The organism is Belliella alkalica (genome assembly GCF_022549785.1).
GTDB classification, from domain to species: Bacteria; Bacteroidota; Bacteroidia; order Cytophagales; family Cyclobacteriaceae; genus Belliella; species Belliella alkalica.
The window spans coordinates 210,217-235,243 of record NZ_JAKZGO010000007.1; the positions used below are offsets into that span (position 1 = coordinate 210,217).

16 protein-coding genes and 1 riboswitch are annotated in these 25,027 nt (G+C 37.1%); of the genes, 4 read left to right on the forward strand and 12 right to left on the reverse strand.

Annotated features, from left to right (window positions below; all coding sequences use genetic code 11):
- Window positions 1-2: 2 nt before the first annotated feature.
- Window positions 3-647, reverse strand: a complete 645-nt coding sequence (thiE, locus tag MM213_RS10645) for a thiamine phosphate synthase (RefSeq protein ID WP_241412119.1) — start codon at window positions 645-647, stop codon at window positions 3-5.
- The gene (gene thiM / locus MM213_RS10650) at window positions 647-1,438 is read right to left on the reverse strand and encodes a hydroxyethylthiazole kinase (RefSeq protein WP_241412121.1); all 792 of its coding nucleotides are present in this window, start codon (window positions 1,436-1,438) and stop codon (window positions 647-649) included. Before thiM ends, thiE begins: the two co-directional genes overlap by 1 nt.
- 79 nt (window positions 1,439-1,517) lie before the next feature.
- Window positions 1,518-1,610: riboswitch (TPP riboswitch) on the reverse strand.
- Window positions 1,611-1,782: 172 nt separating this feature from the next.
- On the opposite strand from thiM, the gene MM213_RS10655 reads away from it, so the two are divergent.
- Together MM213_RS10655 and MM213_RS10660 are read left to right on the forward strand one after the other, a co-directional pair.
- Window positions 1,783-6,528, forward strand: coding sequence for a chitobiase/beta-hexosaminidase C-terminal domain-containing protein (locus tag MM213_RS10655; protein ID WP_241412123.1), 4,746 nt, complete (start codon window positions 1,783-1,785; stop codon window positions 6,526-6,528).
- A 177-nt stretch (window positions 6,529-6,705) separates the two neighbouring features.
- Window positions 6,706-7,830, forward strand: coding sequence for a 1-acyl-sn-glycerol-3-phosphate acyltransferase (locus MM213_RS10660; protein ID WP_241412125.1), 1,125 nt, complete (start codon window positions 6,706-6,708; stop codon window positions 7,828-7,830).
- A 43-nt stretch (window positions 7,831-7,873) separates the two neighbouring features.
- Here the strand turns inward: MM213_RS10660 and MM213_RS10665 are convergent, their stop codons facing one another.
- The 5 genes from MM213_RS10665 to MM213_RS10685 form a co-directional block, all read right to left on the reverse strand.
- Window positions 7,874-9,091 (reverse strand): sensor histidine kinase, encoded by a 1,218-nt coding sequence (locus MM213_RS10665; protein ID WP_241412127.1) that lies wholly within the window; start codon window positions 9,089-9,091, stop codon window positions 7,874-7,876.
- Window positions 9,092-9,476: 385 nt separating this feature from the next.
- On the reverse strand, window positions 9,477-10,622 hold the full coding sequence (locus MM213_RS10670) for a geranylgeranyl reductase family protein (RefSeq protein WP_241412129.1): 1,146 nt from the start codon (window positions 10,620-10,622) through the stop codon (window positions 9,477-9,479).
- Between the two features lie 227 nt (window positions 10,623-10,849).
- Window positions 10,850-12,268, reverse strand: coding sequence for a SusD/RagB family nutrient-binding outer membrane lipoprotein (locus MM213_RS10675; protein WP_241412131.1), 1,419 nt, complete (start codon window positions 12,266-12,268; stop codon window positions 10,850-10,852).
- A gap of 2 nt (window positions 12,269-12,270) precedes the next feature.
- Entirely contained in the window at window positions 12,271-15,420 is a 3,150-nt protein-coding gene (locus MM213_RS10680) for a SusC/RagA family TonB-linked outer membrane protein (protein WP_241412133.1), read from the reverse strand.
- Window positions 15,421-15,969: 549 nt separating this feature from the next.
- Window positions 15,970-18,195, reverse strand: a complete 2,226-nt coding sequence (locus tag MM213_RS10685) for a sodium-translocating pyrophosphatase (protein ID WP_241412135.1) — start codon at window positions 18,193-18,195, stop codon at window positions 15,970-15,972.
- A gap of 312 nt (window positions 18,196-18,507) precedes the next feature.
- On the opposite strand from MM213_RS10685, the gene MM213_RS10690 reads away from it, so the two are divergent.
- Complete coding sequence (locus MM213_RS10690) at window positions 18,508-19,086, forward strand: Crp/Fnr family transcriptional regulator (RefSeq protein WP_241412137.1); 579 nt, start codon at window positions 18,508-18,510, stop codon at window positions 19,084-19,086.
- Window positions 19,087-19,147: 61 nt separating this feature from the next.
- A complete protein-coding gene (locus MM213_RS10695) occupies window positions 19,148-19,504 on the forward strand; it encodes a DUF4260 domain-containing protein (protein WP_241412139.1) in 357 nt (118 codons plus the stop codon).
- Between the two features lie 167 nt (window positions 19,505-19,671).
- Here the strand turns inward: MM213_RS10695 and MM213_RS10700 are convergent, their stop codons facing one another.
- The 5 genes from MM213_RS10700 to rsmA form a co-directional block, all read right to left on the reverse strand.
- Window positions 19,672-20,064 carry an HIT family protein gene (locus tag MM213_RS10700; protein ID WP_241412141.1) on the reverse strand — a complete coding sequence of 131 codons (393 nt, stop codon included), beginning with the start codon at window positions 20,062-20,064 and terminating at the stop codon, window positions 19,672-19,674.
- Between the two features lie 48 nt (window positions 20,065-20,112).
- Window positions 20,113-20,586 carry a transcription elongation factor GreA gene (gene greA, locus MM213_RS10705; RefSeq protein ID WP_241412143.1) on the reverse strand — a complete coding sequence of 158 codons (474 nt, stop codon included), beginning with the start codon at window positions 20,584-20,586 and terminating at the stop codon, window positions 20,113-20,115.
- Between the two features lie 320 nt (window positions 20,587-20,906).
- The gene (locus MM213_RS10710) at window positions 20,907-21,842 is read right to left on the reverse strand and encodes an NAD(P)-dependent oxidoreductase (protein WP_241412145.1); all 936 of its coding nucleotides are present in this window, start codon (window positions 21,840-21,842) and stop codon (window positions 20,907-20,909) included.
- A 932-nt stretch (window positions 21,843-22,774) separates the two neighbouring features.
- Window positions 22,775-24,142, reverse strand: coding sequence for a magnesium transporter (mgtE, locus tag MM213_RS10715; RefSeq protein ID WP_241412146.1), 1,368 nt, complete (start codon window positions 24,140-24,142; stop codon window positions 22,775-22,777).
- On the reverse strand, window positions 24,130-24,912 hold the full coding sequence (gene rsmA, locus MM213_RS10720; protein ID WP_241412148.1) for a 16S rRNA (adenine(1518)-N(6)/adenine(1519)-N(6))-dimethyltransferase RsmA: 783 nt from the start codon (window positions 24,910-24,912) through the stop codon (window positions 24,130-24,132). Before rsmA ends, mgtE begins: the two co-directional genes overlap by 13 nt.
- Window positions 24,913-25,027: the final 115 nt, after the last annotated feature.

Below are 25,027 nucleotides of genomic sequence, written 5' to 3' on the forward strand. Positions count from 1 at the left end.
AATTATCTAAACCTTAAACCATTTTCAATTTCCAACCTAAATTTTTCAGCAGATTTAGCAGGACTTGGAGCACTGCAAATCCCAGAAATCACAGCAAGACAATCTGCTCCAAATTTTATGATTTCTGTAGCATTTTGAGTTTTTACATTACCTATTGCCACCAACTTCTTTTCAGTCATTGATTTCAATTGCGCAAGTCCTTTCAATCCCCATTCGGAAATCGTATCTTCCTTTGTAGGGGTTGAAAAGACCGGGCTTACACCCAAATACCATGCTTTTGCAATATTTGGTTTTTTTAAATCTCCAAAAGTCTCTACTGACAATCCTACTGGATAACTGTCTCCCAATACTTCTCTAGCCTCATCCATAGGCATATCTGACTGCCCAATATGAATACCGTAAGACCCTACATGCTTAGCAACTTCAATATTGTCGTTGATAATCAATGGTACTTTATATCTGTCACATATTTCCTTCAGCTTTTCTGCCTTTTTGATAAATTGATCTAAAGAGAGCTTTTTTTCTCTCAGCTGAACAATATCTACCCCACCTTTCAAAGCTTCTTCTACTACCCAAAAAAAGTCTCTCCCCAAACAGGCTTTTTCGTCTGTAACCAAATAGAGTTTATATGGAAAATCTACCTCCATTAGCTTTCAACTTTGATTCTTTCCATCAATTCTTCACCATCCAAGTTGTACAAGGCATCATATAAATGCAATTGCAAAGTTCCAGGCCCTTTGGATTTTTCTGCTGCTATTTCCCCTGCAACCCCTAAAACTGCCATAGCTGAAGTTGTTGCCAAAAACAGATCATTTTCTACTCCAGCAAAAGCCCCAACGATCGCAGAAGCTGTGCAACCCATACCAGTTACTTTTGCCATCATTGCATTTCCATTGGCCAAAGAGGACAACTTATCACCCTCCACTATATAATCTTTCTCACCCGATATACATACTACACATCCAATTTCTTTTGATAGGCTAAATGCTGCCTGAATAGCCTCTTCAGAACCATGACTACTATCCACTCCCCTGCTCTGTATATTTACATCTGCCAAAGAAAGGATTTCTGATGCATTCCCTCTGATGATGCTTGGTTTATGTTTTAGCAATTCACTAATAGTCTCATTCCGATAACGAGTCGCACCAGCACCGACTGGATCCAAGACCCAAGGTTTGCCTAATTGATTGGCTTTCTCCACTGCCATCAACATACTTTCAACCCAATATTCGTCTAAAGTTCCTATATTGATGACTAAGGCATTCACAATAGAAACCATATCCATGACTTCAGACTTGGCATGCGCCATAATTGGGGATGCTCCTAAAGAAAGAAGTGCGTTTGCGGTATTGTTCATGACTACATAGTTTGTAATACTTTGAACTAAGGGAGATTTTTCTCTTAAAGTTTTAAAAGATTGATTTATTGACTCTTTCATTTCGTAGTGTTTTAAGTTCGAAAACTTCAGAGTCCAACAATCAAAGTTGGTAAAGGAAAAGCTCAATCAATGCTGACACAAAGTTGAAATAACTTTTTCTTCCGCTGGTATCATCCAGGATCAAGTTCAAAGGGTATGATCTCAGCCTGAACAGGCACCCCTAAAGTTTCATTTGCTAAATTATTGCTATTCTTGCTCAAAAAAAATTAATAAGGACATAAGTTTTGAGTTTTAATTATTTCATAACAGTAATAATAAGAACAATTTAAGTTCTATATGTTACATTTATAAGCCTATTTAAATATAACACCCTTAAAAATTACTATTTATCTAATCCAATTTACATGAAACAATCTTTACAAAAGACATTATTGTTCGCTTGGCTATTTATGGGAATTTTTGCGCTAAATGCACAAACAGTCTCCATTGCAGGGTGGACATTTGGGACCGTAGCAGGAGAAGAATCTACACTTGCGGACCAAGGTAACTCCAACAACCTCGGAGTACAACAAATCTCACTTGTAGGAGCTAATCCCTCAGGATACATCGCAGGCTCTCCTGGAAGAGCTATCACATCAAATTCATGGGCAAGTACTGCTCCTGAAAATTATTGGCAATTCACATTAAATACTATTGGATTTGAAAACCTTGCTATCTCTCTGAAGCAAAGAAGTTCAAACACTGGTCCAAGAGATTTCCAACTTCAATACAGCTTGGATGGCAATACTTGGATCAATGTAAATTCGGGTACAATCACAGTTGGAAATAACTTCACTTCTGGAGTTTTGAACAACTTGTCTTTACCATCAGCACTGAATAATTCTCCACTGATATACATCAGATCTTTATTGGTCTCTGATGTATCTGTAAATGGAGGCACCATTGCAAACACTGGAACTAGTGCTATTGATGAAATTTTCATCACTGGAACTGCATCTTCTTCCGAGCCACTTCCTCTTGCAGCGACACCACAAATCAATCCTGCTGGTGGAACATTCGTAGAAGCACAGTCAGTAACTCTAACTACCGCAACTGAAGATGCAACAATATACTTCACTTTGGATGGAAGTATTCCAAATCTTGGAAGTCAGCAATATAATGCCCCACTTTTGATCGAAGAAAGCACAGTAATTTCAGCAATCGCGTTCAAAGAAGGATTTGACGTAAGCGAGATTGCATCGGCCACTTTTACGATTTCACTTCCACAAATACCAGCTAGTAGCATTCCATATAGTCAAGATTTTACACAATTTGTAAGTCTATCTAACCCAGTAACTAGCTTTGGAGCAGATGATGAATGGTCATTCGAGGGTGGTGCTTTGAACTACAATGGAGTTTTTGGGGCTGGAACAGCTGGTGGATTTAGAGGTGTTGATGTGCTAGGTTATCAACATACTGGATCTTCTGGAACTCTTGAAGCTAGACTGTCATTAAAAAATACAACTGGATCTGTAATCACCGAATTGGAAATCTCTTACGACGGAAAAGCAGGTAGAATAGACCAAACCAGATTCCCTGAGTGGACAGTTTCTATTGATGGTGTTGAGTTCGCTGAATTGTCTTACAGTACTGCAGATGGAATCGATAAGTCTGTTTCAGCACTTATCAGTGGGTTAAACATACTTCCTGAAGAGATATTCAATTTGACATGGTCATCTGATAGAGGTTTTAATGCGGGCGGTGGAAGTCGTCAGATTGGTTTGACTAATTTGGAAATCTCTGTACCGGTTAGCCTTGACCCAATTGAGTTTGTCAATTGGGACTTCACAGGTCAACCTGGAAACCAAGTATTTACAGAAGGAAACACCCTAGCTCCAGGAGTGCTTGCAGGCAATTTTGGAAGAGGCACTGGAATCAACCCTACTTCCGCCGGAAACTCTATCAGTTCCAATGGCTGGAATACTGGAGAAAATAGGTATTTCAGTTTTGGATTTACGGTAGCACCTGACAAATTGGTTGATCTTTCAGCATTGCAATTGGGTTCAACATCTTCAAATACAGGACCAAGAGACTTAGCCTTGGTTTATAGCGGAGATGGTTACACTTCTAGATTAGCAGAATGGACGCATACCGGCTCTTTTGTCAACCAAATCATTGATCTTTCAGGGTTGCAAAACCTTTCAGGTGAAGTCGAGTTCAGGATTATTTCTACAAGTGACGTATCAGCCAATGGCGGCACAGTGGCTGCTGGAGGGACACTGAGGGTTACGAACTATTTTTCCTCAGAAGGATCCCTTCCAGTTGCATTTTCTGGTGTTATCAAAGACGCTGCTGGTGTAATTATACCTACATTGACAGTAGATCCAAATTCAATTGATTTTGGAATCGTGAGTTTGGCTGACGAATCTCCAGTATTGAGCTATGAGTTATCAGGAAGTAACTTAGAAGGTGATGTTACTATAAGCAGTTCTTCTCCATTCAGTATTTCAAAAGATGGGGTGGCTTTCGCTAGTTCTTTAATTTTTACGTCTGAAGAATTGGCTTCATCACAAACTATATTCGTGAAAGTTGACAATTCCGTAGAAGGAGTTTTCAATAGCTCCATAACACAACAAACCACTGGAACTTTGCCTGTTTCATTGACTGTATCTGCCAGTATTTTTGATCCATTCAATATTACTGAAGACTTCAATGCATCTTGTCCAAGCCTTCCATCAGGATGGTCAGCAATCAGTGTTTTGGGTGATCAAGTATGGGCTTGCACTACTTTCGGACGAGCTGGAACCACGCCTACAGCATCTGCACCTTCAGGACTTCAGATTAACGGATTCGCAGGAGGAGCAGTTCTCAATGAGGATTGGATCATTACCCCAAGCTATGATTTGACAGGCTTCAATATCCCATTGATGTCATTCTGGAGTAGAGTTGCATTCCAAGGACCAAGATTGAAATTATTGATTTCTACAGATTATGAAAATGGAAATCCAAATACCGCAACTTGGACTGAACTGAGTGATAGATTTGCCAATTCGGATCAGTGGACTTACTCTGGTGAAATCGATCTTTCAGCTTATTTGGGTCAGAATATCAGAATTGCATTTGTTTACAATTCCTCTCCAGAGACTGGTGCTGCAAGATGGACTTTGGATGATTTTGAACTATTCAGCTCAGACATTCCAGCTTCTCCTTTCTTCACTAATAGCATTGGTAATGTGGATTACTATCATTTTGGCATCACAGCAGTGAGCACAGCTTCTGTAATTACTAGAACATTCAATTTCAGTTTGTCAAATGCTGTAGATAATTTGACAATCTCTGCGAATGAGGCCTTTGAATTTTCTAAGAATGGAAATGATTTCTCAAATAGTTTGACATATACTCCTGAAGAATCGGCAAACCTGAACACTGTGACGATCAGATTCAGACCAACACAAGAAGGAGCATTTGCAAGTCCTATCAATTTTGTAAGTGAAAGTGGTGATATCAATGAATCCAGAGGGTACTTGACAGGAGCAACAATAGAAAAAGACAAGACATTTGATGTAGTCAATTGGAATGTGGAATGGTTCGGATCATCCAATTCTGGACAAGGGCCTACAAATGTGGACCTTCAACTTCAAAATGTCAAAACAATCATCGAAGACCTAGATGCAGATGTGTACGCTTTTCAAGAGATTACCAATCTTGACAAATTCTATGAATTAGCAGATGCACTTCCAGGTTATAGAGGCTTCAATTCACCGGCTGTTTCTCAAGCTGGAGACTTTAGCCAAGCTCAAAAGCTCACATATCTATACAAAACAGCCACAGTCGATTCTGTAACTACAAGAGTTCTTCTTCAAGATGTGAATCCTGCAGATTTGGTTGGATACCCTTCTGGTGCAGACAGATTCTGGGCTAGCGGAAGACTCCCATATCTATTTGAGATACGTACAAACATCAATGGCGTCCAGAAAAACATCAATTTGATCAATGTACATACAAGATCAAATGGTGGCGGAGAGAGTGCTGCCAACCCTAGGTATGCCATGAGAAAGTATGATGTCAATGTATTGAAAGATTCACTTGATGTGTATTACAAAGATGTTCCTTTGATAATTTTGGGTGATTTCAATGATGATTTGGATGAAACTGTAGCTGATCAGAATGCGCCAACTGTAAATACTTCTGAGACTTCTTTTATCAACTACATCAATGATTCAGAAAATTACATCCCGATCACAATCAGCCTAAGCAATGCAGGACTTCGTACATTCCCTTCATTTGAAAATGTGATTGATCATCAAATCATCTCCAATGAATTGCTTGTTAATTGGATCGTAAATTCCGAAAGAATTGTAGCTCCGTATGACTTGATCCCGAACTTTGACAATACAACTTCTGACCATTTACCTATCAAAACAAGGTTTACGTTCAAATGTGATCTTGTTTCTGCATCAATAATCGCTTCTGCATCAGAAGTATGTCCAGGTAATAACAGCGTCAGCTTTGAATTGTCTGGTGGTATATATGATAGTGTAGTGGGTTGGGAAATATCTACTGATGAAGGTGCCACATGGAATTTGATTTCTGGTACAGCGGAATTACTTAGTATAACGCTAGAGGATATTGAAGAAAACTCCTTAGTCAGAGCTATATTGGATTCCAATATTTGTGAGCCTATAGCTACGGAATCTGTTGCTGTAGATATCACAAGCTTAGCAACTCCTTTGATTGCTTTTGAAAGTAGCAGGCTATTCACTTTCTCGGGTGGAGTTTCCTACGTTTGGTTCAAAAACGGAAAACAAGTAGCAGTCACGACCACCAATGAAACTAGAATCCAGGGCGCTGGCACATACACTGTGATTATCACTGATGCAAATGGCTGTAGTGTAGAATCTGAGCCATTTTCCTTCCCAGTAAAAGGCAATCAAAATAAGATTAAAGTATTCCCTAATCCGACAAATAGTTTTGTAAATATAGAGTTGAAACGTGCAGAAGGTTTACAGAATGTTGAATTAAGAAGTGCTAATGGAGTTTTGCTCCAATCAATGCTAACAAATGGAGGAACTGTTCAATTTGATGTAAGCAGAGCCGCCAAAGGGGTGTATCTGATCGTCATTACTGACAGATTCGGAAACTCAACAATTGAGCGTCTGATAGTTAGGTAAATCATTTTATTGTATTTTAATAGGCCAATTCTTATAGAATTGGCCTATTTTTTTCTATAGTACATAAATTCACCTACCCAAAATTCGAAAATCTAATTCATTCTATGCCTACATTCTTAATTTAACACATCCTTTCACCAATTTTTTGTTTATTTGCACTGCACAAATAAGAAAAGCATGTCACCTTTTGAAGAAATTAGACCTTTTTACGATACAGAAGTAAATGATGCCATCAAGGAGATCATTGACCATCCTATGCTGAAAGCGATGATGAACTTTACTTTTCCTGACGCTCCTGATGATTATTGGAAAGACTTAATGCTTCATTGTCATTCGATTAGAGATTTCCAAATCAATTTTATTTATCCTGCAGTTCAGAAGGTATTGGAGAAAAGCTCAGAAGGATTAACTACATCCGGGTTTGGAAAATTAGAAAAGAATCAATCATATTTGTTTATTTCAAATCACCGAGATATCATTCTAGACACATCACTTTTTAATGCTTGTCTGTATGAAAACGGACTGTCTATGACTACAACAGCCATTGGAGACAATTTGGTCAAAAAACCTTTTTTAAACTCACTTTCTAGGATGACGAGAAACTTTACTATAAAGCGAGGGCTTCCAGCGAGGGAATTGTTAGAAAGCTCAAAAGTAACTTCAGCTTATATCAAAAATTCTTTACTTAGAGAAAACAGATCTGTTTGGATAGCGCAAAGAGAAGGCAGGACTAAAGATGGTAATGACGAAACACATAAAGGTGTCTTGAAGATGGTTTCTATGGCCTCTGATGAAGAAAGTATTATCAAGTATTTCAAGAAAATAAACATTGTACCTATTTCAATCTCCTACGAATATGACCCTACGGATGTATTAAAAATGCCTGAACTATTGGCAAAAGCAAAATCTGAAACCTATATCAAAGGAGAAAACGAAGATTTCTTAACCCTTCTAAATGGAATTATGGGCCAGAAGAAAAGGATCCACATCCACGTTGGAAATATCCTGAATGATGAAATTGAAAAGATTGGAGTTGAGGAAACTAATTCAAATAAGCAGTTTCAAGCCATCGCTGACTTGATTGATCAGAATATCTTGTCAGGGTACAAACTTTGGCCCACAAACTATATAGCCCATGATTTGCTCTATGGTGACAATGAATACCAAAACATGTACACAGACCATGAGAAAGAAGTTTTCGAAAAGCGTTTCCGAAAGGGAGTAGATCTCAATGATCCAATGGCTGTAAAAAGTTTTCTGGCAATGTATGCTAATCCAGTAAATAATCAAAAAAAGTATTGAAGGAGATCAATGAATGATCTCCTTTTTCAAAAACATATTAATCTTAAACAGGTAATTTCACAATAAATTTTGTTCCTTGGTTTTCTGAAGAGTCTATAGCTATTTCACCATTGATTTTGTCTATGAGATGTTTTACCAAAGTCAAACCAAAGCCAAAGCCTTTTTCTCCACCTGTGCCTAAGGTTGAATTTGCAGTTCCTTCTAAGATTTCATTTATCTTTTCAACCGAAATCCCAACTCCAGAATCTTCTACGATGATTACCAAACTTTTGGAATTTTCCGATTCATTCAAATCTAGTTTTACATCTACTGAACCATAATCAGGTGTGAATTTAATGGCATTGGAAACCAAATTACCAACAATCTGCAATAATTTGTTTTTAGGAAAGGGCACATGGTGTTTGCCATCTTTATTGGATACAGAGAACTTTACATTTTTTTGGACAGCCTGTACACTGTACATGTCCACCAGCTTTTCTTTTAATGTCTCTAGACTAAACTCCACAGAATGGTTGATTGATGTCTTCTCAGATTCTGGTTTTGCATAGTCTTGGGAAAGTATCTCATCTGCAAGTTCCAGTACTGAAGAACCACTTTTCTGAATCAGGTTAATAAATTCAAGTACTTCTTCCAATTGGTTCTGATTTCCTTGATCTTGGATCACTTTGGCCAATCCTATGATTCCGCCTATTGGTCCTCGTATATCATGCGCGACCTTTTTCTGGTTTTCTTTAATCTCAAGCATGCGGCCTTTGAGGTCATGCACTGCTTTTAAAATCTTTAGACGGTTTACTATTTCATCGGCAATGATTTTCATCAATTCAATTTTTTCTTGGGATAGACTTTTGATTTCTGTATCCAAGACACATAGTGCACCGAGATTGTTCCCTTCTGCCGTAGTCAAAGGAACACCAAAATAATATCTCAAATTTGGATCATCCTTCACAAAAAACTTATCCAAGAATCTTTCATCCCCTGACAAATCATTGATTTCCAAATGATCATTACTCATTATTGTATATTGACAAACAGAGTCTTCTCTTGGAATCTGGGTAGTAGGAAAACCATAAGCAGAAACAGACCATTGAGTAAATGAATCAATAATATTTACCAAAGAAATGTCCGTTCCGGCTACGCGAGCTGCCAACTTGGTCAAATCTTTGAATTGATGATCTAAATCGGTATAATCTAGATCGTATTCACTTAATTGCAAAAGTCTCTCGAACTCTTTTTCGGGTATTGGGGTGGTGTAAACTTTCATTGTTATTGACAATATTTAATACAAATAGAAAATAAAATATATGAATTATCTCACTATAATCTATTTATTTTTTATAATAATAATAAAACACAAAATAATAAGTATAAAATACATTTAAATGCTAACAGAGATTTTATAAAAATAAAAGACTAGTTAATATTGAAAAAATAATAAAGAATATGGGTATTTTCCTTCTTAACAAAAGCTAAATAAATTGATATATTATAGTCAATTGATACACTAATTGCTAATCAACCAATAACACTTGTACAGCGTGTCGTAAATAACGACTATCCGCATGATATTTATCGTAAAATTCAGCTTTTTAATTTCATTTACTGTTTGTCATGTATAAGGAACAGTTCACATCAAAAAAAACACTATTTCAACTCTTTATCAAAAACCCTAAACCCAAATTCTGAATAATCCTATCTTTAATTTCTTTGTTTAATTCCAAATGACCTGTGTAGATATCAGTGATTTTTTCACAATATCTTTGACCATTTGATTTCATCAAATAGTTTCTAATTGTCTTTTGATTGTAAAATAAATGCGCCAAGTAACCAGCAAATTTCAATTCTGGTAAAAGCCTTTCATTCAAACTTTCAATGTACTCAGTTGCAGCTCGATCTTCGTTGGCAAAATTATTTGCTATTGCTTTACCAGCTAGCCCTCCCGAATAAAGTGAATTGGTAATTCCCTCAGCTGTCAATGGATCAGCAAATCCCGCAGAGTCTCCAGTGAGAAAAACATTTTTCTTCACAAACCCATCTGTCCTTGGCGAAATCGGCACTTGAAATCCATGGGCTTCTTCTGATACAATTTTATCTATTCCCAATACTTTTAGATAACTTTGATAGTGTTCCCTCAGATTGATCTTGCGTTTTTTGAAGGTCCCTACCCCTATTGAAAGGTGGTTTTTCTTTGGAAAACACCAACCATATCCCTTGGGAATAACGTCTATGTCAAATCGCGCCTCTTTGGCAAGACGGCTATAAGTATCCTCATCTACCTCTACTTCATACTCCAATGCCGGAATCAACTGCCTTGTTTCAGACCAGCCAGCCAATTTGGCTGTTGGCCCCAAAACTCCATCTGCGGCAATTACATACTTAGCTGAAAGTTCACCTTGAGAAGTGATAAGTATAATATTTTCGGAAAATTCAATTTTTTTGAGTTGATGATTTTCAAGTAGCACCGCACCTTCATTCTTTGCTTCTTCAACGATCATTTTATCAAATTTATCACGCATCACCATTGTGACTATCGGATAATCCCTCTTTGCAAACAGAGGTTCATTCAGGTAATCGAAGTAAATAAACAAATCATCATATTCCTTTTCGATTACAGCCGAAAGATCAAAAGGAAGCATTTCCCTTCCTCTGAATACAAGACCACCTCCACAGGTTTTATATCTTGGTAAGGTTTCTTTTTCCAGAATTGCGACTTTCAGTCCTGCCTTTGAAGCTTCATAAGCTGCCATACCACCAGCGGGGCCAGATCCTACCACTACCACGTCGAAATGTTTCATGTCGAAAGATATGAAAGTATTGGATTGGGAAAAAGATGAATTTTTCAAAAAATACATTACAAAAAAATGAGCTAACCACGAGGTTAGCTCATTTTGATTTTTAACTGTTTGTTTTTCTAGGATTTGAAAGCATCAAACCTAAAATCGTCTTTTTTCATTTTTTTTAAAAAGTATTTAAGATATAGAACATCAAAACACTTTTTCTCAATATAAAAACAATAAGTAACTTAATTATCCCACCAAAGCGGTGTAAATAAAGGCACTTCGTCAGGCACGTTTGATCCGTTCTTCGATAATTCACCTACTGGATACGCAACCCTTCTGATAAATTGATCGAATTCAGCATTCAATGGCAACCTAAAATCCTTGTATTGATAGTTGTGTCTTCTTGCATCATTCCATGCTTCTGCATTCAAGTATGTAGTCACATACTTTTCTTTGAAGATAAGATCAATAGTCAAATTCGATTCGCCAACGCTCACTATCGGATCATTTATGTATGCTTGGGCTTTAGCTGGATCAACGAGCAATTTTTGCATGTTTGCGTTAATTCCTGCCAAGTAAGCTGCATAAGCACGAGGTCTATTATTAGCCCTCAATGCTGCTTCAGCTTCAATAAATTTCAGTTCCGCATAGGTTACAATCCAAAGTTTTGATTCTCTATTTGTCCATGGTGAGTTGACACTAATGTAACATTCATCTTTGATTGTATTAGCACCTGGACCTCTATTTCCTTCTCCATTTCGAGTTCCAACATAAACGCCATTTACAGTCAAATCAGTTATTTGTTCTATTCTTGGATCAAACAATCCATATGTTTCACCATTTAAATGATTAACAAAATTTTCTGAAAGCCAACCCCCTAACAATGCATTTGCGTTACTAATAGCTACTTGCGCCCAAGGGTTTACTGCTATAAATGTACCCATTCCTGCATCATCATTATTTGATGTATAGGAATTATCCAAAGCAGCCAAAACCGACTGAGGGTTATAGTTAGGCTTCTTTGAAATCTTATTGAGTAATCTTGCTTGAAACGCATAAGCTGTTTTCAACCATGCTTCACGGCTGCCACCATGAATTAGATCTTCATTTGCACCTAACCTAACAGCCGAGTCAGTTTTACGAAGTTCTACAATTGCTTCAGATAATAAAGAAAGGGCTTCATTGTAAACTGATTCCTCTGAATCATAAATTGGGTTTAATACTCCTCCAAAAGCCTCGGAATATGGTACGCTACCAAAAACATCCGCTACCAAACCCAAATTATATGCTAATAAAACATTTGCAACTCCAAGATGTTCCGATGAATTTACATTGATAGCATTCATTTTGAAATCATAAATGTCTGCCATTGCGAGATATATCTGATCCCAAACACCCGTAGCGTCTGTAATCTGATATGTATCCAATGGAGAGCTAGCTACAGGACTTGCTAAGTATTGTGTATAGTTACTTACAGTATTGGCCATACTCCTACTAGTCAATCCTGATTTATGCGTAGCTGTTGACAACAATGCATTGATTGGTGGTGCTTGAACTAAATTAGGATTATCATTGAGGTCAAAATAATCATCACATCCCTGTAAGTAAACCAACGCAAACGTGAGAATGCAAAGCCTGAATAATTTATTGAAATTTTTCATAATTAAAATCCTAAATTAAGTGTAAACAAAAAGCTTCTTACGCCAGGATAAGTAAAACCAGCGAAACCATCAATATTTGAACCAGCTGCAAATGAAGAGCTTTCAGGATCAAAACCAGAGTACTTGGTTAGTAATATTAAGTTATTTCCTGTAACACTGATATTGGCATTTTTAACAAACTTACCACCAAAAACTGCTGCTGGAAGATTATAACTTACAGAAAGAGATCTTAACCTTACCCATGATGCATCTTCTACAAAGTTTTCTGATACTCCTCTATAGTGCAACCTGTAATAGCCATCTCCATAATTTCTACCTGAAATAGGGTCCACACCTTGACCTAACCAAACTTCTTGAGTATTTGGTGTACCATCTGCTAAGACTCCATCAAATACTACATAATCATTTCTGTTTTCTGTAATTTTTGAAATACCAAAAGCAGAATAGAAATTAGCCAATTGATTATATCTATATTGACCAACTCTAGCATCGATGAGAGTAGTCAAAGAGAAGTCACCATACGTGAAAGTATTAGACCAACCTCCAATCCATCGAGGCTGAGCATTTCCTAGGATCTTTTGAACAGAAACTGGCTGTCTAACTGGAAAACCGTTTGCACCTATGATTATTGGTCTTGACTTATCTACTCTAATCGGATCTGGAGTGTCATCTCCATAAAACCTATCGAAAACAGTTCCATATAACGCTCCAAAAGGCTCTCCTGGTATCAATTTCATTGTGACTGTAGCACCCACATAGCCAGATTGTGATGCCAGCACTATTTCACTCAAATCATCTCTTATCTCCAACACTTTGTTTCTGTTCGCTGCATAATTCACTTGAGTAGACCAAGAAAATTTCCCTCTTTGTATGGGAGTTCCTGACAAGGTAACTTCTATACCTCTATTTCTCATTGAACCGGCATTTACAGCTGCATTAATATATCCTGTAGCTGTCGAAACGGGAACTCTAATAATTTGATCTTTACTTACAGCATTATAGTATGTCACATCTACATTTAATCTGTTTTTAAAGAATCCTAATTCCATCCCTGTCTCAACAGTCTCTGTAAATTCAGGGCGCAAGTTAGGATCTCCCAACAATGCTGGTCTTGTAAATCCTGTAATTCCTGTAGGCAATCCTGTGTATGCCGCAAAGCCTCCGCTAGTGGAATATTCTGCAGCATCTTTACCCATTTCTGCATAAGAAAACTTGAACCTACCCTTACTAATAAAACTTGGCAACTCAATATTTTCAGAAAATACATAACTCATACTTGCAGATGGATAGAAAAAGGAATTATTTGGAGCCATAAGTGATGACGTAATATCATTTCTTCCTGTAAATGTCAAATAGATGATATCTTTATAATCTAAAGTTAGTTCACCAAATGTACCCATTAATCTATACTCACTATTATTCTGTACAGCTTGAAGGATGTTTGAGTTTCCAATGTTGAACCAATCAGGAACAGTTAAATCAGCACCCTCGACTCCTACATTTGAAATCCTTCTGTCATAAAGCTCTTGACCTAATCTAAAAGTACCTGTTATTCCATTTTTAAACGAATGGTTAAAGCTTGCTATAAAGGTTGAATTAATAGTCCTAAATCTCGAATTGTAATCAAAAACAAAGCCTCTCCCTACTGCTCCAAAAGCCCCATTCTCTGACACCAATCGCTCCCCATCCAATCCTCTGAATCCAGGTGCAGTTCTAATTCTATTTTCAGCATAAGTATCTACACCAGTCCTAAAACTTAGATCCAACCATTCGGTTGGTTTGTAATTCAAATTAAATGCACCAATAAACCTATTTACATTGTCATTCAACAAGTTAGTATTTGCTACATAAATAGGATTATTAGTACCACCATATGATCTCATCGTACCGTTATCTTCTAAATAATCTCGGATGTTATGTCTTGGTGACCAGTAAGTCAATTGCTCATTGTATCTATTAGCATTATATCTTTGACCACCTGAATTTGTAAAACTCATGTTTAATCCTCCCGAAAGTTTATCACTAAACTTCATATTGGTATTTAGCCTAGCTGAATAATTTTTAAAATCAGTTCCAGGCAACATCCCTTTTTGATCCAACTGTGAAAGAGAAGCCATGAAGGTGATTGCTTCAGAACCACCTGAAAATGAAACGTTATTTCTGATCTGTGCTCCTGTACCAAATGCATCTTCAACATGTCTATACAATCTTTCTGGATGTGTGGGGTCCAAAATACGAGCTTCAGCAACTGTCGGTCCCCATGAAGGCCAAAAACTCTCTGGGTCATATTCATTTCTCCATCCTTGTGTATAAGTGTCTTGGATATCTGGAAACTTATTCACATTCTCAAATCCATAAGTACTAGTGAAATTTACTCTAACTGCTCCAGCCTTACCCCTCTTTGTAGTAATTACAACTACTCCATTGGCACCTCTTAATCCGTAAAGTGCGGTTGCTGCTCCTCCTTTCAAAACATTTATTGATTCAATATCATCCGGATTGATATCTGCTGCCCTATTACTCATCCCTCTCAAACCTGCTCCAGATCCAAAATTAGAAGTACTATTATCCATCAATACGCCGTCAATTACGAATAATGGTTGGTTGTCTCTAGAGGGATCTATTGAATTGACACCCCTAATTTGGATGTTTGAACCTTGCCCAGGCGCACCACCTGTACTGTTGATGGACACACCTGCAATTTTACCCTGAAGTGCGTTTACGACATTTACCTCTCGATTGACATTCAAAAGGGCATTATCTACTTTTTGGGTAGAGTAGCCTAGTGATTGCTCGCTTTTCTCAATCCCCATGGCAGTAACCACGACTTCAGAAAGCTGTGAATCACTCATAGACATCACTACGTCAATCTGATTCCTGTTTCTAACAGAAATAGTCTGTTTTTCAAAACCTATGTATGAAAACTCAAGTGTCCCATTTCCAGTAGAAAGCTGAATTGTATAAAATCCATCCAAGTCCGTAACAGCCCCTATAGTCGTCCCTGGAACTAAAATACTAACTCCTGGAAGTGAGAGACCATCTTCCTTTGAAGTCACCTTGCCTTTTACTATAAACTGTTGGGCTTGTAAGTTCCCAACCCCAAGAAATAGTAAAAGAAAGAATACGCCTTTAATTGTACATTTTTTTATCATGTAAGTTTAATTTATGGTTTAATAATAAGGTTAATAAAAAAACCAAAAACATATTGATTTTGGACCGACAGCAAATGGTATTCAAATATGATTACTAAATAAAATAGCCTTTATTTAAATAAATTTTTACTAAAACCTCAATGATTCTAAAAGTTTGAATTCAATTTCTGATAAAAAACAGGCTTGTATACAGAAGAAAACACTCACTTATGAACCATTACTTTATTTATTAATTCTAATTAAGTTCAAAATATAACCAATATCAAATTAATAAACGAAATATTTTTCTATTCCATTTAAAAAAAAAGCAGTAACAAAAAAAATTATGAATATGAGTTAAAAAGGTGCTTTAGAGAAGGCTAATCATTTTTTATAAAAAAATCTATAGACAAGCTACATTAATGTAAAAGTCAAAGGGAAAAGACAAAACCTTAGTTTTTTATCTTTTCCCTATGCATGTTCAAATGCCAAGCTACTTTTGAAAATCAGAAAATTGTGATTTAAATTCAAGAAGTAAACTTTGGATAAATACTCTTTTGGTCTTAGAAATTAATCCCCAAAATCATTCACAGCTACTATTTCTATTTTTAATGGGTCAATGATAGCTATTTCCTTATTTACTCCTTCATGATCTAAAGAAGTGACAATACCGTGAGGAGTCTCAGAAATATGTGGAGCAATTACCAACGCTACTATGGAAGTCAACTTGATCAAGATATTCATAGAAGGACCAGATGTATCTTTGAATGGATCACCGACAGTATCACCTGTTACTGAAGCTTTGTGCGCATCAGAACCTTTGTACTGCATCACCCCATCGATCATTACTCCTTTTTCAAACGACTTTTTAGCATTGTCCCATGCACCTCCTGCATTGTTTTGAAATATACCCATCAACACACCCGACACTGTAATTCCTGCAAGCAAACCACCCAATACTTCTGGTCCAAAAAGAAAACCTACGATGATAGGTGACAAGATCGCAATAGCACCTGGTGCTACCATCTCTCTAATGGATGCTTTGGTCGAAATCTCTACACACTTCTCATACTCTGGCTTGGCTTTGTATTCCATGATTCCAGGGATTTCCCTGAATTGCCTTCTCACTTCATTAACCATATCCATTGCAGCTCTACCAACAGCTGCGATAGCCAAAGAAGAGAAAATAAATGGTATCATGGCACCAACAAACAATCCAGAAAGCACATCTGCTTTGTAGATATCAATGGAACTAATCCCTGCCAATCCTACATATGCAGCAAATAAAGCCAAGGCTGTCAAAGCTGCTGAAGCAATCGCAAAACCTTTTCCTGCCGCAGCAGTCGTATTCCCTACAGCATCCAAAATATCAGTTCGCTCTCGAACTTCCTTAGGCAATCCAGACATTTCAGCAATACCACCCGCATTATCTGCAATTGGTCCAAAAGCGTCTATTGCCAACTGCATCGCTGTGGTTGCCATCATCCCTGCTGCAGCTATTGCCACACCATAAAGTCCCGCAGCCATAAACGAACCATAAATACCTCCTGCCAAAACCAATATTGGCAAAACGGTAGATTCCATCCCAACAGAAAGTCCGCCAATGATATTGGTAGCATGGCCTGTAGATGATTGTTTGATTATGGAATTAACTGGACGCTTACCCATAGATGTATAATATTCTGTAATAACACTCATCAGAAAACCAACAATCAAACCTATAACTACAGCTCCGAAAACACCCATTTTAGTAAAGGAAATTGACCCTCCTCTCGACAGCACTAGTTCACCGTCAGGCAGCATATAATCTATTAAGAAAAACGATGCTCCTACAGTCAACAAGATCGAAATCCAGTTTCCTTTATTCAAGGCTGCCTGAACACTATCCGTATCTTTTGAAATCTTCACAAAAAACGTCCCAGCAATAGAGAACATTAACCCCATCCCAGCGATTACCAAGGGTAATAAAATAGGTGCAATACCTCCAAAATTATCATTGGATACGATTTCTCTACCCAACACCATAGATGCCAATATCGTAGCTACATAAGACCCAAATAAGTCTGCCCCCATACCTGCTACATCACCTACGTTGTCCCCAACATTATCAGCAATAGTAGCTGGGTTTCTAACATCATCTTCAGGAATACCTGCTTCTACTTTTCCAACCAAATCAGCTCCCACATCAGCAGCTTTTGTATAGATCCCTCCACCTACTCTTGCAAAAAGCGCAATTGATTCTGCGCCAAGTGAAAAGCCTGCCAAAACCTCCAATGCAGTTGCCATGGCATCTCCATTAACATCTCCACTAGTGGAAACTACAAACATATTATAAAATACTATAAATAATGATCCCATTCCTAGTACTGCCAAACCAGCTACTCCAATACCCATGACCGATCCGCCTGTAAATGAAACACTCAGGGCTTTCTTTAAACTCGTCTTGGCTGCTTGGGTAGTTCTCACATTTGCTTTTGTAGCGATGTTCATTCCCAAATACCCTGCAAATGCAGATAAAAATGCTCCAATCACAAATGAGATTGCGATGATCCAGCTTGAGTTGGCAACCAAGGTTCCTGACCATCCTAAAATAATTCCTGCAATTACTACAAAATAGAAAAGTACCTTCCATTCTGCTTTTAGAAATGCCATGGCACCTTTGGCTATATGACCGGCCAACTCTACCATATTTGCATCTCCTGTTTCCTGCTTGGTTACCCATGCAGATTTGATAGCCATCACAATCAGGCCAACGATCCCCAAGACGGGGACTAAGTAAATTAATACTTGTTCCATAAGCTTATTTTGGTTTATTGTTTTTAAATCTATCTAACAAATATATTATTATTCACTTAGCAAGCAATATTCGGCAAATATTCTTTGGATGTATACTATTCAAAATTGGAGAGGATAAATTTGATATAACTCGTTTGCCTTGGCGGATTTGAAATTTAAAAGTTATAAGAAAATACAGATGATCAAGTTATATTTGAAGTATAGCTGTTTTAAGTTATAAATTGTTGATGTTTATACCCCACCTAGCTCTGCTAAAAAAAATTGTGACCTTCATACATGTAAAATATTATTCTATTAAACTTTACGACTCAAATGAAAGATTTGGCGAATTTGATACAGGAACATTTTGGTGTATTCAGCCCGCAAGAATTGAAAATAATCCAAACTTACTTTGAGGAAGTAAAGCTCAAAAAGAATGATTTTTTCACGAAAACCGGAAAAACTTGTGACAAACTGGGTTTTGTTAAATCTGGAATACTGAGAGTTTATACTCTCTCAGAAGGTAAAGAAATAACACAATGGATCTCAACTGAAAACTATCTGATCACTGAAGTCATGGGCTTTTTTTTCAACCAACCAAATCGTTGGACAATTCAAGCGCTTACTGAAACTGATTTGCTTCTTATCTCAAAGGAAAACTATTCAAAACTCTGCGCAGAATTACCGAAGTGGGTTGATGTAGAGAAAGGATTCATCATGAAATGCTTTGCGATGCTGGAAGACAGGGTATTTACACATTTGTCAATGACAGCAGATGAAAGGTTTGAGCTGTATTTTTCACAAAATCCTAAGCTGTTCAATCAAGTTCCCTTACACTATATCGCTTCTTTACTTGGAATGAGTGCCGAAACTTTTAGTAGAGTAAGGAAAAGGCTAACCGAAAAATCTTGATTTATGTCAAGAGTATTGAAATCAAAATACCCAATCTTTGTGTGGTGAAAAAATCAAACACATGAAGAACCTTCTCAAACTAGAAGAATTGGGGCAATTTATATTATCAATACTACTTTTTGTACAACTTGATTATGTATGGTGGCTCTTTCCTGCATGTCTCCTACTCCCAGATCTTTCAATGATTGGATATTTACTCAATCCAAAAATCGGAGCTAGACTTTATAATTTATTTCATCATAAATTGGTAGCAATAATTATTTTGGTCATAGGATTTTTCCTTGAAAATCAACTTATGGAATTGTCTGGAATCATATTATTTGGACATGCGGCCATGGATAGAATATTTGGATATGGACTCAAGTTTGACGATAATTTTAAAAACACACATCAGGGATGGATTCAAAATAATCATTGACAAAAGTTTTCAAAACAAGTATCTCTAGATTTACATCAATTGGAGACTTAATGTAATAAAAGTAAATAAGTACGCTTCATAATGTGTTAAACCTAAAAATGTTGAATGAAGGATAGGCTAATATTTGGCTATCCTTCATAATTCAGAGAATTCTAACTCAAACTAAATCAAAAACCTGCTCTAATCTTATCCGCTATCTCCTTCAACTCTTCAGAAGTCAATTTAAGTTTCGCTCTGGTAAAATTAATATCATCCATCGTTCTCAAAGGAACCAAATGAACATGAACATGGGGAACTTCCAAACCAATCACTGCTACACCTACCCTGGTGCATTTGATGGTTTTATCAATTGCCTGTGCTACTTTTTTTGCAAAAACATGTAATCCAGCCAATACATCATCCTCTAGGTTAAAAATGTAATCTACTTCTTTTTTGGGAACGACAAGTACATGCCCTTTTACCAAAGGCATAATGTCAAGAAATGCAATAAAATTTTCATCCTCGGCAATTATTTCTGCAGGGATTTCTCGGTTGATGATTTTTGTGAAGATTGTAGCCATAGTCCAAAAATAAAAAATCCCGAGGCAAAACCATCGGGATAAATATAATTAATAAGAAATATCTAAGATTTCGAATTCCAATACGCCTGCTGGAGCATTGATCTGGGCAATATCACCTACTGCTTTTCCATTCAATCCCTTACCAAAAGGTGAAGCCAATGAAATTTTTCCAGCTTTCAAATCAGCTTCTTCTTCAGACACAAGTGTATAAGTTACTGTCATGCCATTCTTGACATTCTTGATTTTGACAGTGCTAAGAATACCTACTTTGGAAGCATCCATTTTAGAACTATCCATTACGCGCGCATTTCCTACAACGCCCTCTAGTTTGGCGATTTTAAGTTCCAGTAAACCTTGAGCATCTTTGGCTGCATCATACTCTGCATTTTCGCTCAAATCACCTTTATCTCTCGCCTCAGCAATCTGCTTGGCGATATCTTGTCTTCCTTTTGTTTTTAGTTCTTGAAGTTCATCCTTCAATTTCTTCAAACCTTCTTCTGTGTAGTATTGTATAGTTCCCATTTCATTAAATTTTACTATGGCTATGAAAAATAAAAGAACGGTCTCATTTCTGAAACCGTTTCTCCTATGCTGTTTTCGCTATGTATATTGCAAAGATATAAATATTGCGTAGAGAAAACAATTTTAAGATAAAAAGAAAATATTAGTATCCGCAATGTTACACTATCTGGTTTTGGAGGCAATAATAGAATCTGAACTTGTCAATAAAAGTGCGGTGACGAAGTCAAATATTGGGAAAAGGGTTAACCGCTTTATGATAAAAGTTGACCGGCCTATTTCCCAAACCAAGAAGCTTATAAATTGCTTTTTAATGAAGTCAATCACTTCTTTTGACTAATCTTCTCTACCAATACCTGATTGATTTTTTCATAGGATTGAAATGTCCATCCAGCGACATGGGGACTGAAAAGGACATTATTTCTACCTGTTAGTTTTTCGAATTCTTCTTTTTGCGATGTTGTAAATGTTTTGAATTTTTCATTCTCCAAGACATCCAAAACTGCGCCCTTCAGAATCCCAAGGTCCAAAGCTTTGTTTAGAGTCTCAAAGGAAATCACTTCTCCTCTAGCGGTATTGATCAAATAGATGGGTTTAGAAAACTTTTGGAGTAAATCAAGGGTGAAATAATTTCGGGTCTCAGCTGTCAAGGGAACATGAATACTCAAAACATCTGCTTCATCCAATATTTGTTCAAAGGCTACTTCCTCTACAAAATCAAATTCAATTCCCTTTTTGTATTTATCATAAGCCAAAATTTTGACATCAAAACCCCTTAGTTTCTTTGCAAAAGCCTGTCCCATGTTCCCAAAACCAAATATACCTACTGTCTTTCCTGCCAATTCTTCCCCTCGATTACCTTCCCTATCCCAGACACCCTTTCGAACCTGCCCATCAGCACGGTTAATATGGTTAAACAATGACAACAAACCTCCTATCGCATGTTCTCCTACTGCATCCCTATTTCCTTCGGGAGCATTATGCAATTGAATTGCTTTTTCTTCCAAAAACTCCAAATCAATCTGATCCAAACCTGCTCCTGCTCTACCTATAAACTTCAGATTCACAGCTTTCTCCAAAAGCGCTCTATCCATTGGGGTTTTGGAACGGATGATCAAGCCAATATAATCAGACACAATTGTCAAAATTTCTTCTCTTTTGATCTCAGGCCTGTAATTCACAACAAAACCTTCCGCTTCCAACAATGGAATGATCGAAAGGTGCATTTCATCAATTATTAAGACTTTGTTTTGAGTCATTCTTTTTTGGTGGTTGGATTAGTTAAATTGGAAAGTTGGGAATGTTAAAATATTGGAAAGTTATCAGTCTATTGAGTTAATATGGTCAAAAGATTGTTGTTAATCAATTGCTTTTATACTTGAGATATGTTTTTGCCTTTCCTTATTCATCTATTAATGTTTGATATTCGACATTATTAAGATTTAGGATTCCGAATAACAAATCAAATTTCGACCTACTATTATTTATAAGGCATGATGTTTATCCTTCTTTTCTTTCGTTTTATATGTCTGTTCTCTTATTAGGTCTAAATGCCATTCAAATTCTCCTTCAGTCTATTTCTTTATTGCACTTGGCGTCTATTGAAATTAGTTCAACCACTTCGTGGTTGTTATCCTTATCTTTCATCTTTATTCCCCACATTTCAAACGGGGCTATTGAAAATTCAACCCTGCCTGTAGCAGGCAGGCACTTCGTGGTTTCTCACGTCATTTTATGATTCTTGCTTCTTAGCCTCCTTTTTCGCATCTCTTTAACATTTACTTAGCGTAACTTTGCAGCTTTGCATCCTTTAAAAATGTCGCTTCCTGAAATTACTTGACACTTTTTTCAAACTTCACCTCTCGTTTTATAGGCAAGTCATTTCGACTAAAGGAGCCTGCCCCGTAGAATTACGGGGAGAAATCTCATACTGAATTTCACACTGCAACTTCAATTTTAACTTTCCAGTTTCAAATAAAGAAGAGACCTTTCATGAATGTTTTCGGGAGAGAGATGACATTGTAGTATCTCACATCTCACCTCTAGAGTGTCGCGTTTCTCATTTCTAACTTCCTAATCCCTCAATAACTAATCAACTGATAACTTTCTATCAGAAACCATTCTAAATCTTAATTTTAAAATCTACAATCATAATTCTTAATAACTCACGTATCACACCTCAAATCTTTCCCTAAAGATTCAAAAACCACATTGCTATTCCAAAATAGATTGCCAATCCAAGAAGGTCATTTGCTGTTGTAATAAAAGGCCCAGAAGCTATGGCTGGGTTGATACCAAACTTATCCAATACAAGTGGGGTTACAGTCCCCATAAAGGAAGCCATCAGTACTACACAAAACATTGCAAAGCCAATTGTGAGTCCAAAAATACTTTCATTTCCCAATACAAAAACAACGACCAGGTACACAAAAACCCCCAAGACGACTCCATTCAATAATGCTATTAGGAAACCTTTGATAAACCGCTGCCAAGGAGTATCATCGAATACCGACTTTGTGGCCAATGTCTGGACTACGAGTGAAGATGATTGAATCCCAACATTTCCTCCTGTGGCCGCTACCAAAGGAATAAATGCTGCCAATGTTACATATTTCTGTAAACCCTCTTCGAAAACTTCAATAATCTGAGACCCCATCAGTCCACCAATTACACCTATCAACAACCATGGTAGCCTTGCTTTTGAAATCTTAAAAATACTATCTGATTCTTCGACATCAGAAGATATACCTGTCATAGCTTGTATATCTTCTTCTGATTGCTCCCTAATCACATCCAAAATATCATCTACTGTAATTCTCCCAACCAATTTATTTTTGGCATTGACTACAGGAATGGATTCCAAATCATACTTCCGCATAATTTCAGCTACTTCCTCTTCGTCCATGTGTGTTGGAACTGAAATGACTTCAGGTTCATAAATATCTGCGATTTTGGTATCAGAGGAGGCCAATATTATTTTCTTCAAAGCAACCCTACCCAGTAGATGTTGTCTATTGTCCACTACATATATAGAATAAATCTTCTCAACTTTCTCAGCTTGTCTTCTAATCTCTTCGATGGTTTGTATGACATTCCAGTTCTGATTGGCTTTTATAAATTCCTTTGCCATCAAGCCCCCTGCACTATCCTCATCGTAGCGCAATAGATCAAGAATATGTGCGGACTTCTCCTTTTCCTGCAGGTAGCTGATGATATCCTCACGCTCTCTTACAGAGAAAAGATTCAAAATATCCACCCCATCATCAGAATCCATTTGATCAATGTACAGTGCAAGTTCTGAGGCTTCCATTTCCTTGACCACTTTGATCAGAGAGTCTTCTTCGAGTTCGATCAGAATATCAGCAGCAATATCGGCTGACAATAAGCGCAACACATAAAGCGCTTCCTCCATGTTGAGTTCATCAAGGAGCGCAGCAATATCTGCTTCTTTGACTCCTTCCAATGATTCTTTGATGAAGGCATTATCCTCTAGCTCGATTGCTTCCCGGAGGCTTTCCAGGTATTCTTTCGATAACTCAAATATTTTTATTGGTTCCAAGATTTCTGAATTTTATTGGTTAATGCGACAAAATCTTCCACTCCAAGTTGTTCTGCTCTCAAATCCAAAATCGGATCCTCCTTAAGCTCATCTGAGATCCCCATGCTTTTGATGGCATTTCTCAATGTTTTTCGACGTGTACTAAAACCTTGCTTCACTACTCTGAAGAAGAGTTTTTCGTCGCAATCTAATTTATTTGTAGTATTCCTTACGAGTCTTATCACTCCAGAATTGACCTTCGGTGGTGGGTTGAATACTCCCGGAGGTACAGTGAAAAGATACTCTATTTCATAGAATGCCTGTAGCAAAACAGATAATATCCCATAGCTTTTGTTCCCTTTGGGCGATGCGATTCTCTCTGCTACTTCTTTCTGCAACATACATACCACTTCTGTCACTTGATTTCTTACCTCCAATATTTTGAAAAATATCTGGGAAGAAATATTGTAGGGGAAGTTTCCTGCCACTGCATAAGGCCCATCCATGATAGGTTCAAAATTTTCCTTCAAATAATCCCCATCAATAATCTTATCTTCAAGCTGGGGATACTTTTTGTTCAGATATGCAATAGATTCCTTGTCAATATCCACCAGATACAAATCCCAATTTTGAACCAAAAGGAAATCAGTCAAAACGCCCATACCTGGACCAATTTCGAGGACTTTTTTCACTCCTCCATGACCAGTGACTGCCTTGGCAATATTCTCTGCTATACTCAGATCAGTAAGAAAATGCTGACCAAGGTGTTTTTTAGGTTTGACTTTTTCCATGCGCTATCTCTAATATTTTTATATAAATTGCAGGTCAAAAATAAGACAATAATCACAAAGGTCTAAAATTATTTAAATGCAGACCCTTTGTAAGCATGGTCGAATGTAGGAATTA

What these genes read in the sequence shown, in the direction of transcription:
- rsmA (WP_241412148.1), bottom strand. Translation starts at nt 24,912, where the DNA reads ATGGAAAAAGTCAAACCTAAAAAACACCTTGGTCAGCATTTTCTTACT.
- MM213_RS10690 (WP_241412137.1), top strand. Translation starts at nt 18,508, where the DNA reads ATGAAAGATTTGGCGAATTTGATACAGGAACATTTTGGTGTATTCAGC.
- MM213_RS10655 (WP_241412123.1), top strand. Translation starts at nt 1,783, where the DNA reads ATGAAACAATCTTTACAAAAGACATTATTGTTCGCTTGGCTATTTATG.
- MM213_RS10685 (WP_241412135.1), bottom strand. Translation starts at nt 18,195, where the DNA reads ATGGAACAAGTATTAATTTACTTAGTCCCCGTCTTGGGGATCGTTGGC.
- MM213_RS10665 (WP_241412127.1), bottom strand. Translation starts at nt 9,091, where the DNA reads ATGAAAGTTTACACCACCCCAATACCCGAAAAAGAGTTCGAGAGACTT.
- MM213_RS10660 (WP_241412125.1), top strand. Translation starts at nt 6,706, where the DNA reads ATGTCACCTTTTGAAGAAATTAGACCTTTTTACGATACAGAAGTAAAT.
- MM213_RS10675 (WP_241412131.1), bottom strand. Translation starts at nt 12,268, where the DNA reads ATGAAAAATTTCAATAAATTATTCAGGCTTTGCATTCTCACGTTTGCG.
- greA (WP_241412143.1), bottom strand. Translation starts at nt 20,586, where the DNA reads ATGGGAACTATACAATACTACACAGAAGAAGGTTTGAAGAAATTGAAG.
- MM213_RS10680 (WP_241412133.1), bottom strand. Translation starts at nt 15,420, where the DNA reads ATGATAAAAAAATGTACAATTAAAGGCGTATTCTTTCTTTTACTATTT.
- thiE (WP_241412119.1), bottom strand. Translation starts at nt 647, where the DNA reads ATGGAGGTAGATTTTCCATATAAACTCTATTTGGTTACAGACGAAAAA.
- MM213_RS10695 (WP_241412139.1), top strand. Translation starts at nt 19,148, where the DNA reads ATGAAGAACCTTCTCAAACTAGAAGAATTGGGGCAATTTATATTATCA.
- MM213_RS10710 (WP_241412145.1), bottom strand. Translation starts at nt 21,842, where the DNA reads ATGACTCAAAACAAAGTCTTAATAATTGATGAAATGCACCTTTCGATC.
- MM213_RS10670 (WP_241412129.1), bottom strand. Translation starts at nt 10,622, where the DNA reads ATGAAACATTTCGACGTGGTAGTGGTAGGATCTGGCCCCGCTGGTGGT.
- MM213_RS10700 (WP_241412141.1), bottom strand. Translation starts at nt 20,064, where the DNA reads ATGGCTACAATCTTCACAAAAATCATCAACCGAGAAATCCCTGCAGAA.
- thiM (WP_241412121.1), bottom strand. Translation starts at nt 1,438, where the DNA reads ATGAAAGAGTCAATAAATCAATCTTTTAAAACTTTAAGAGAAAAATCT.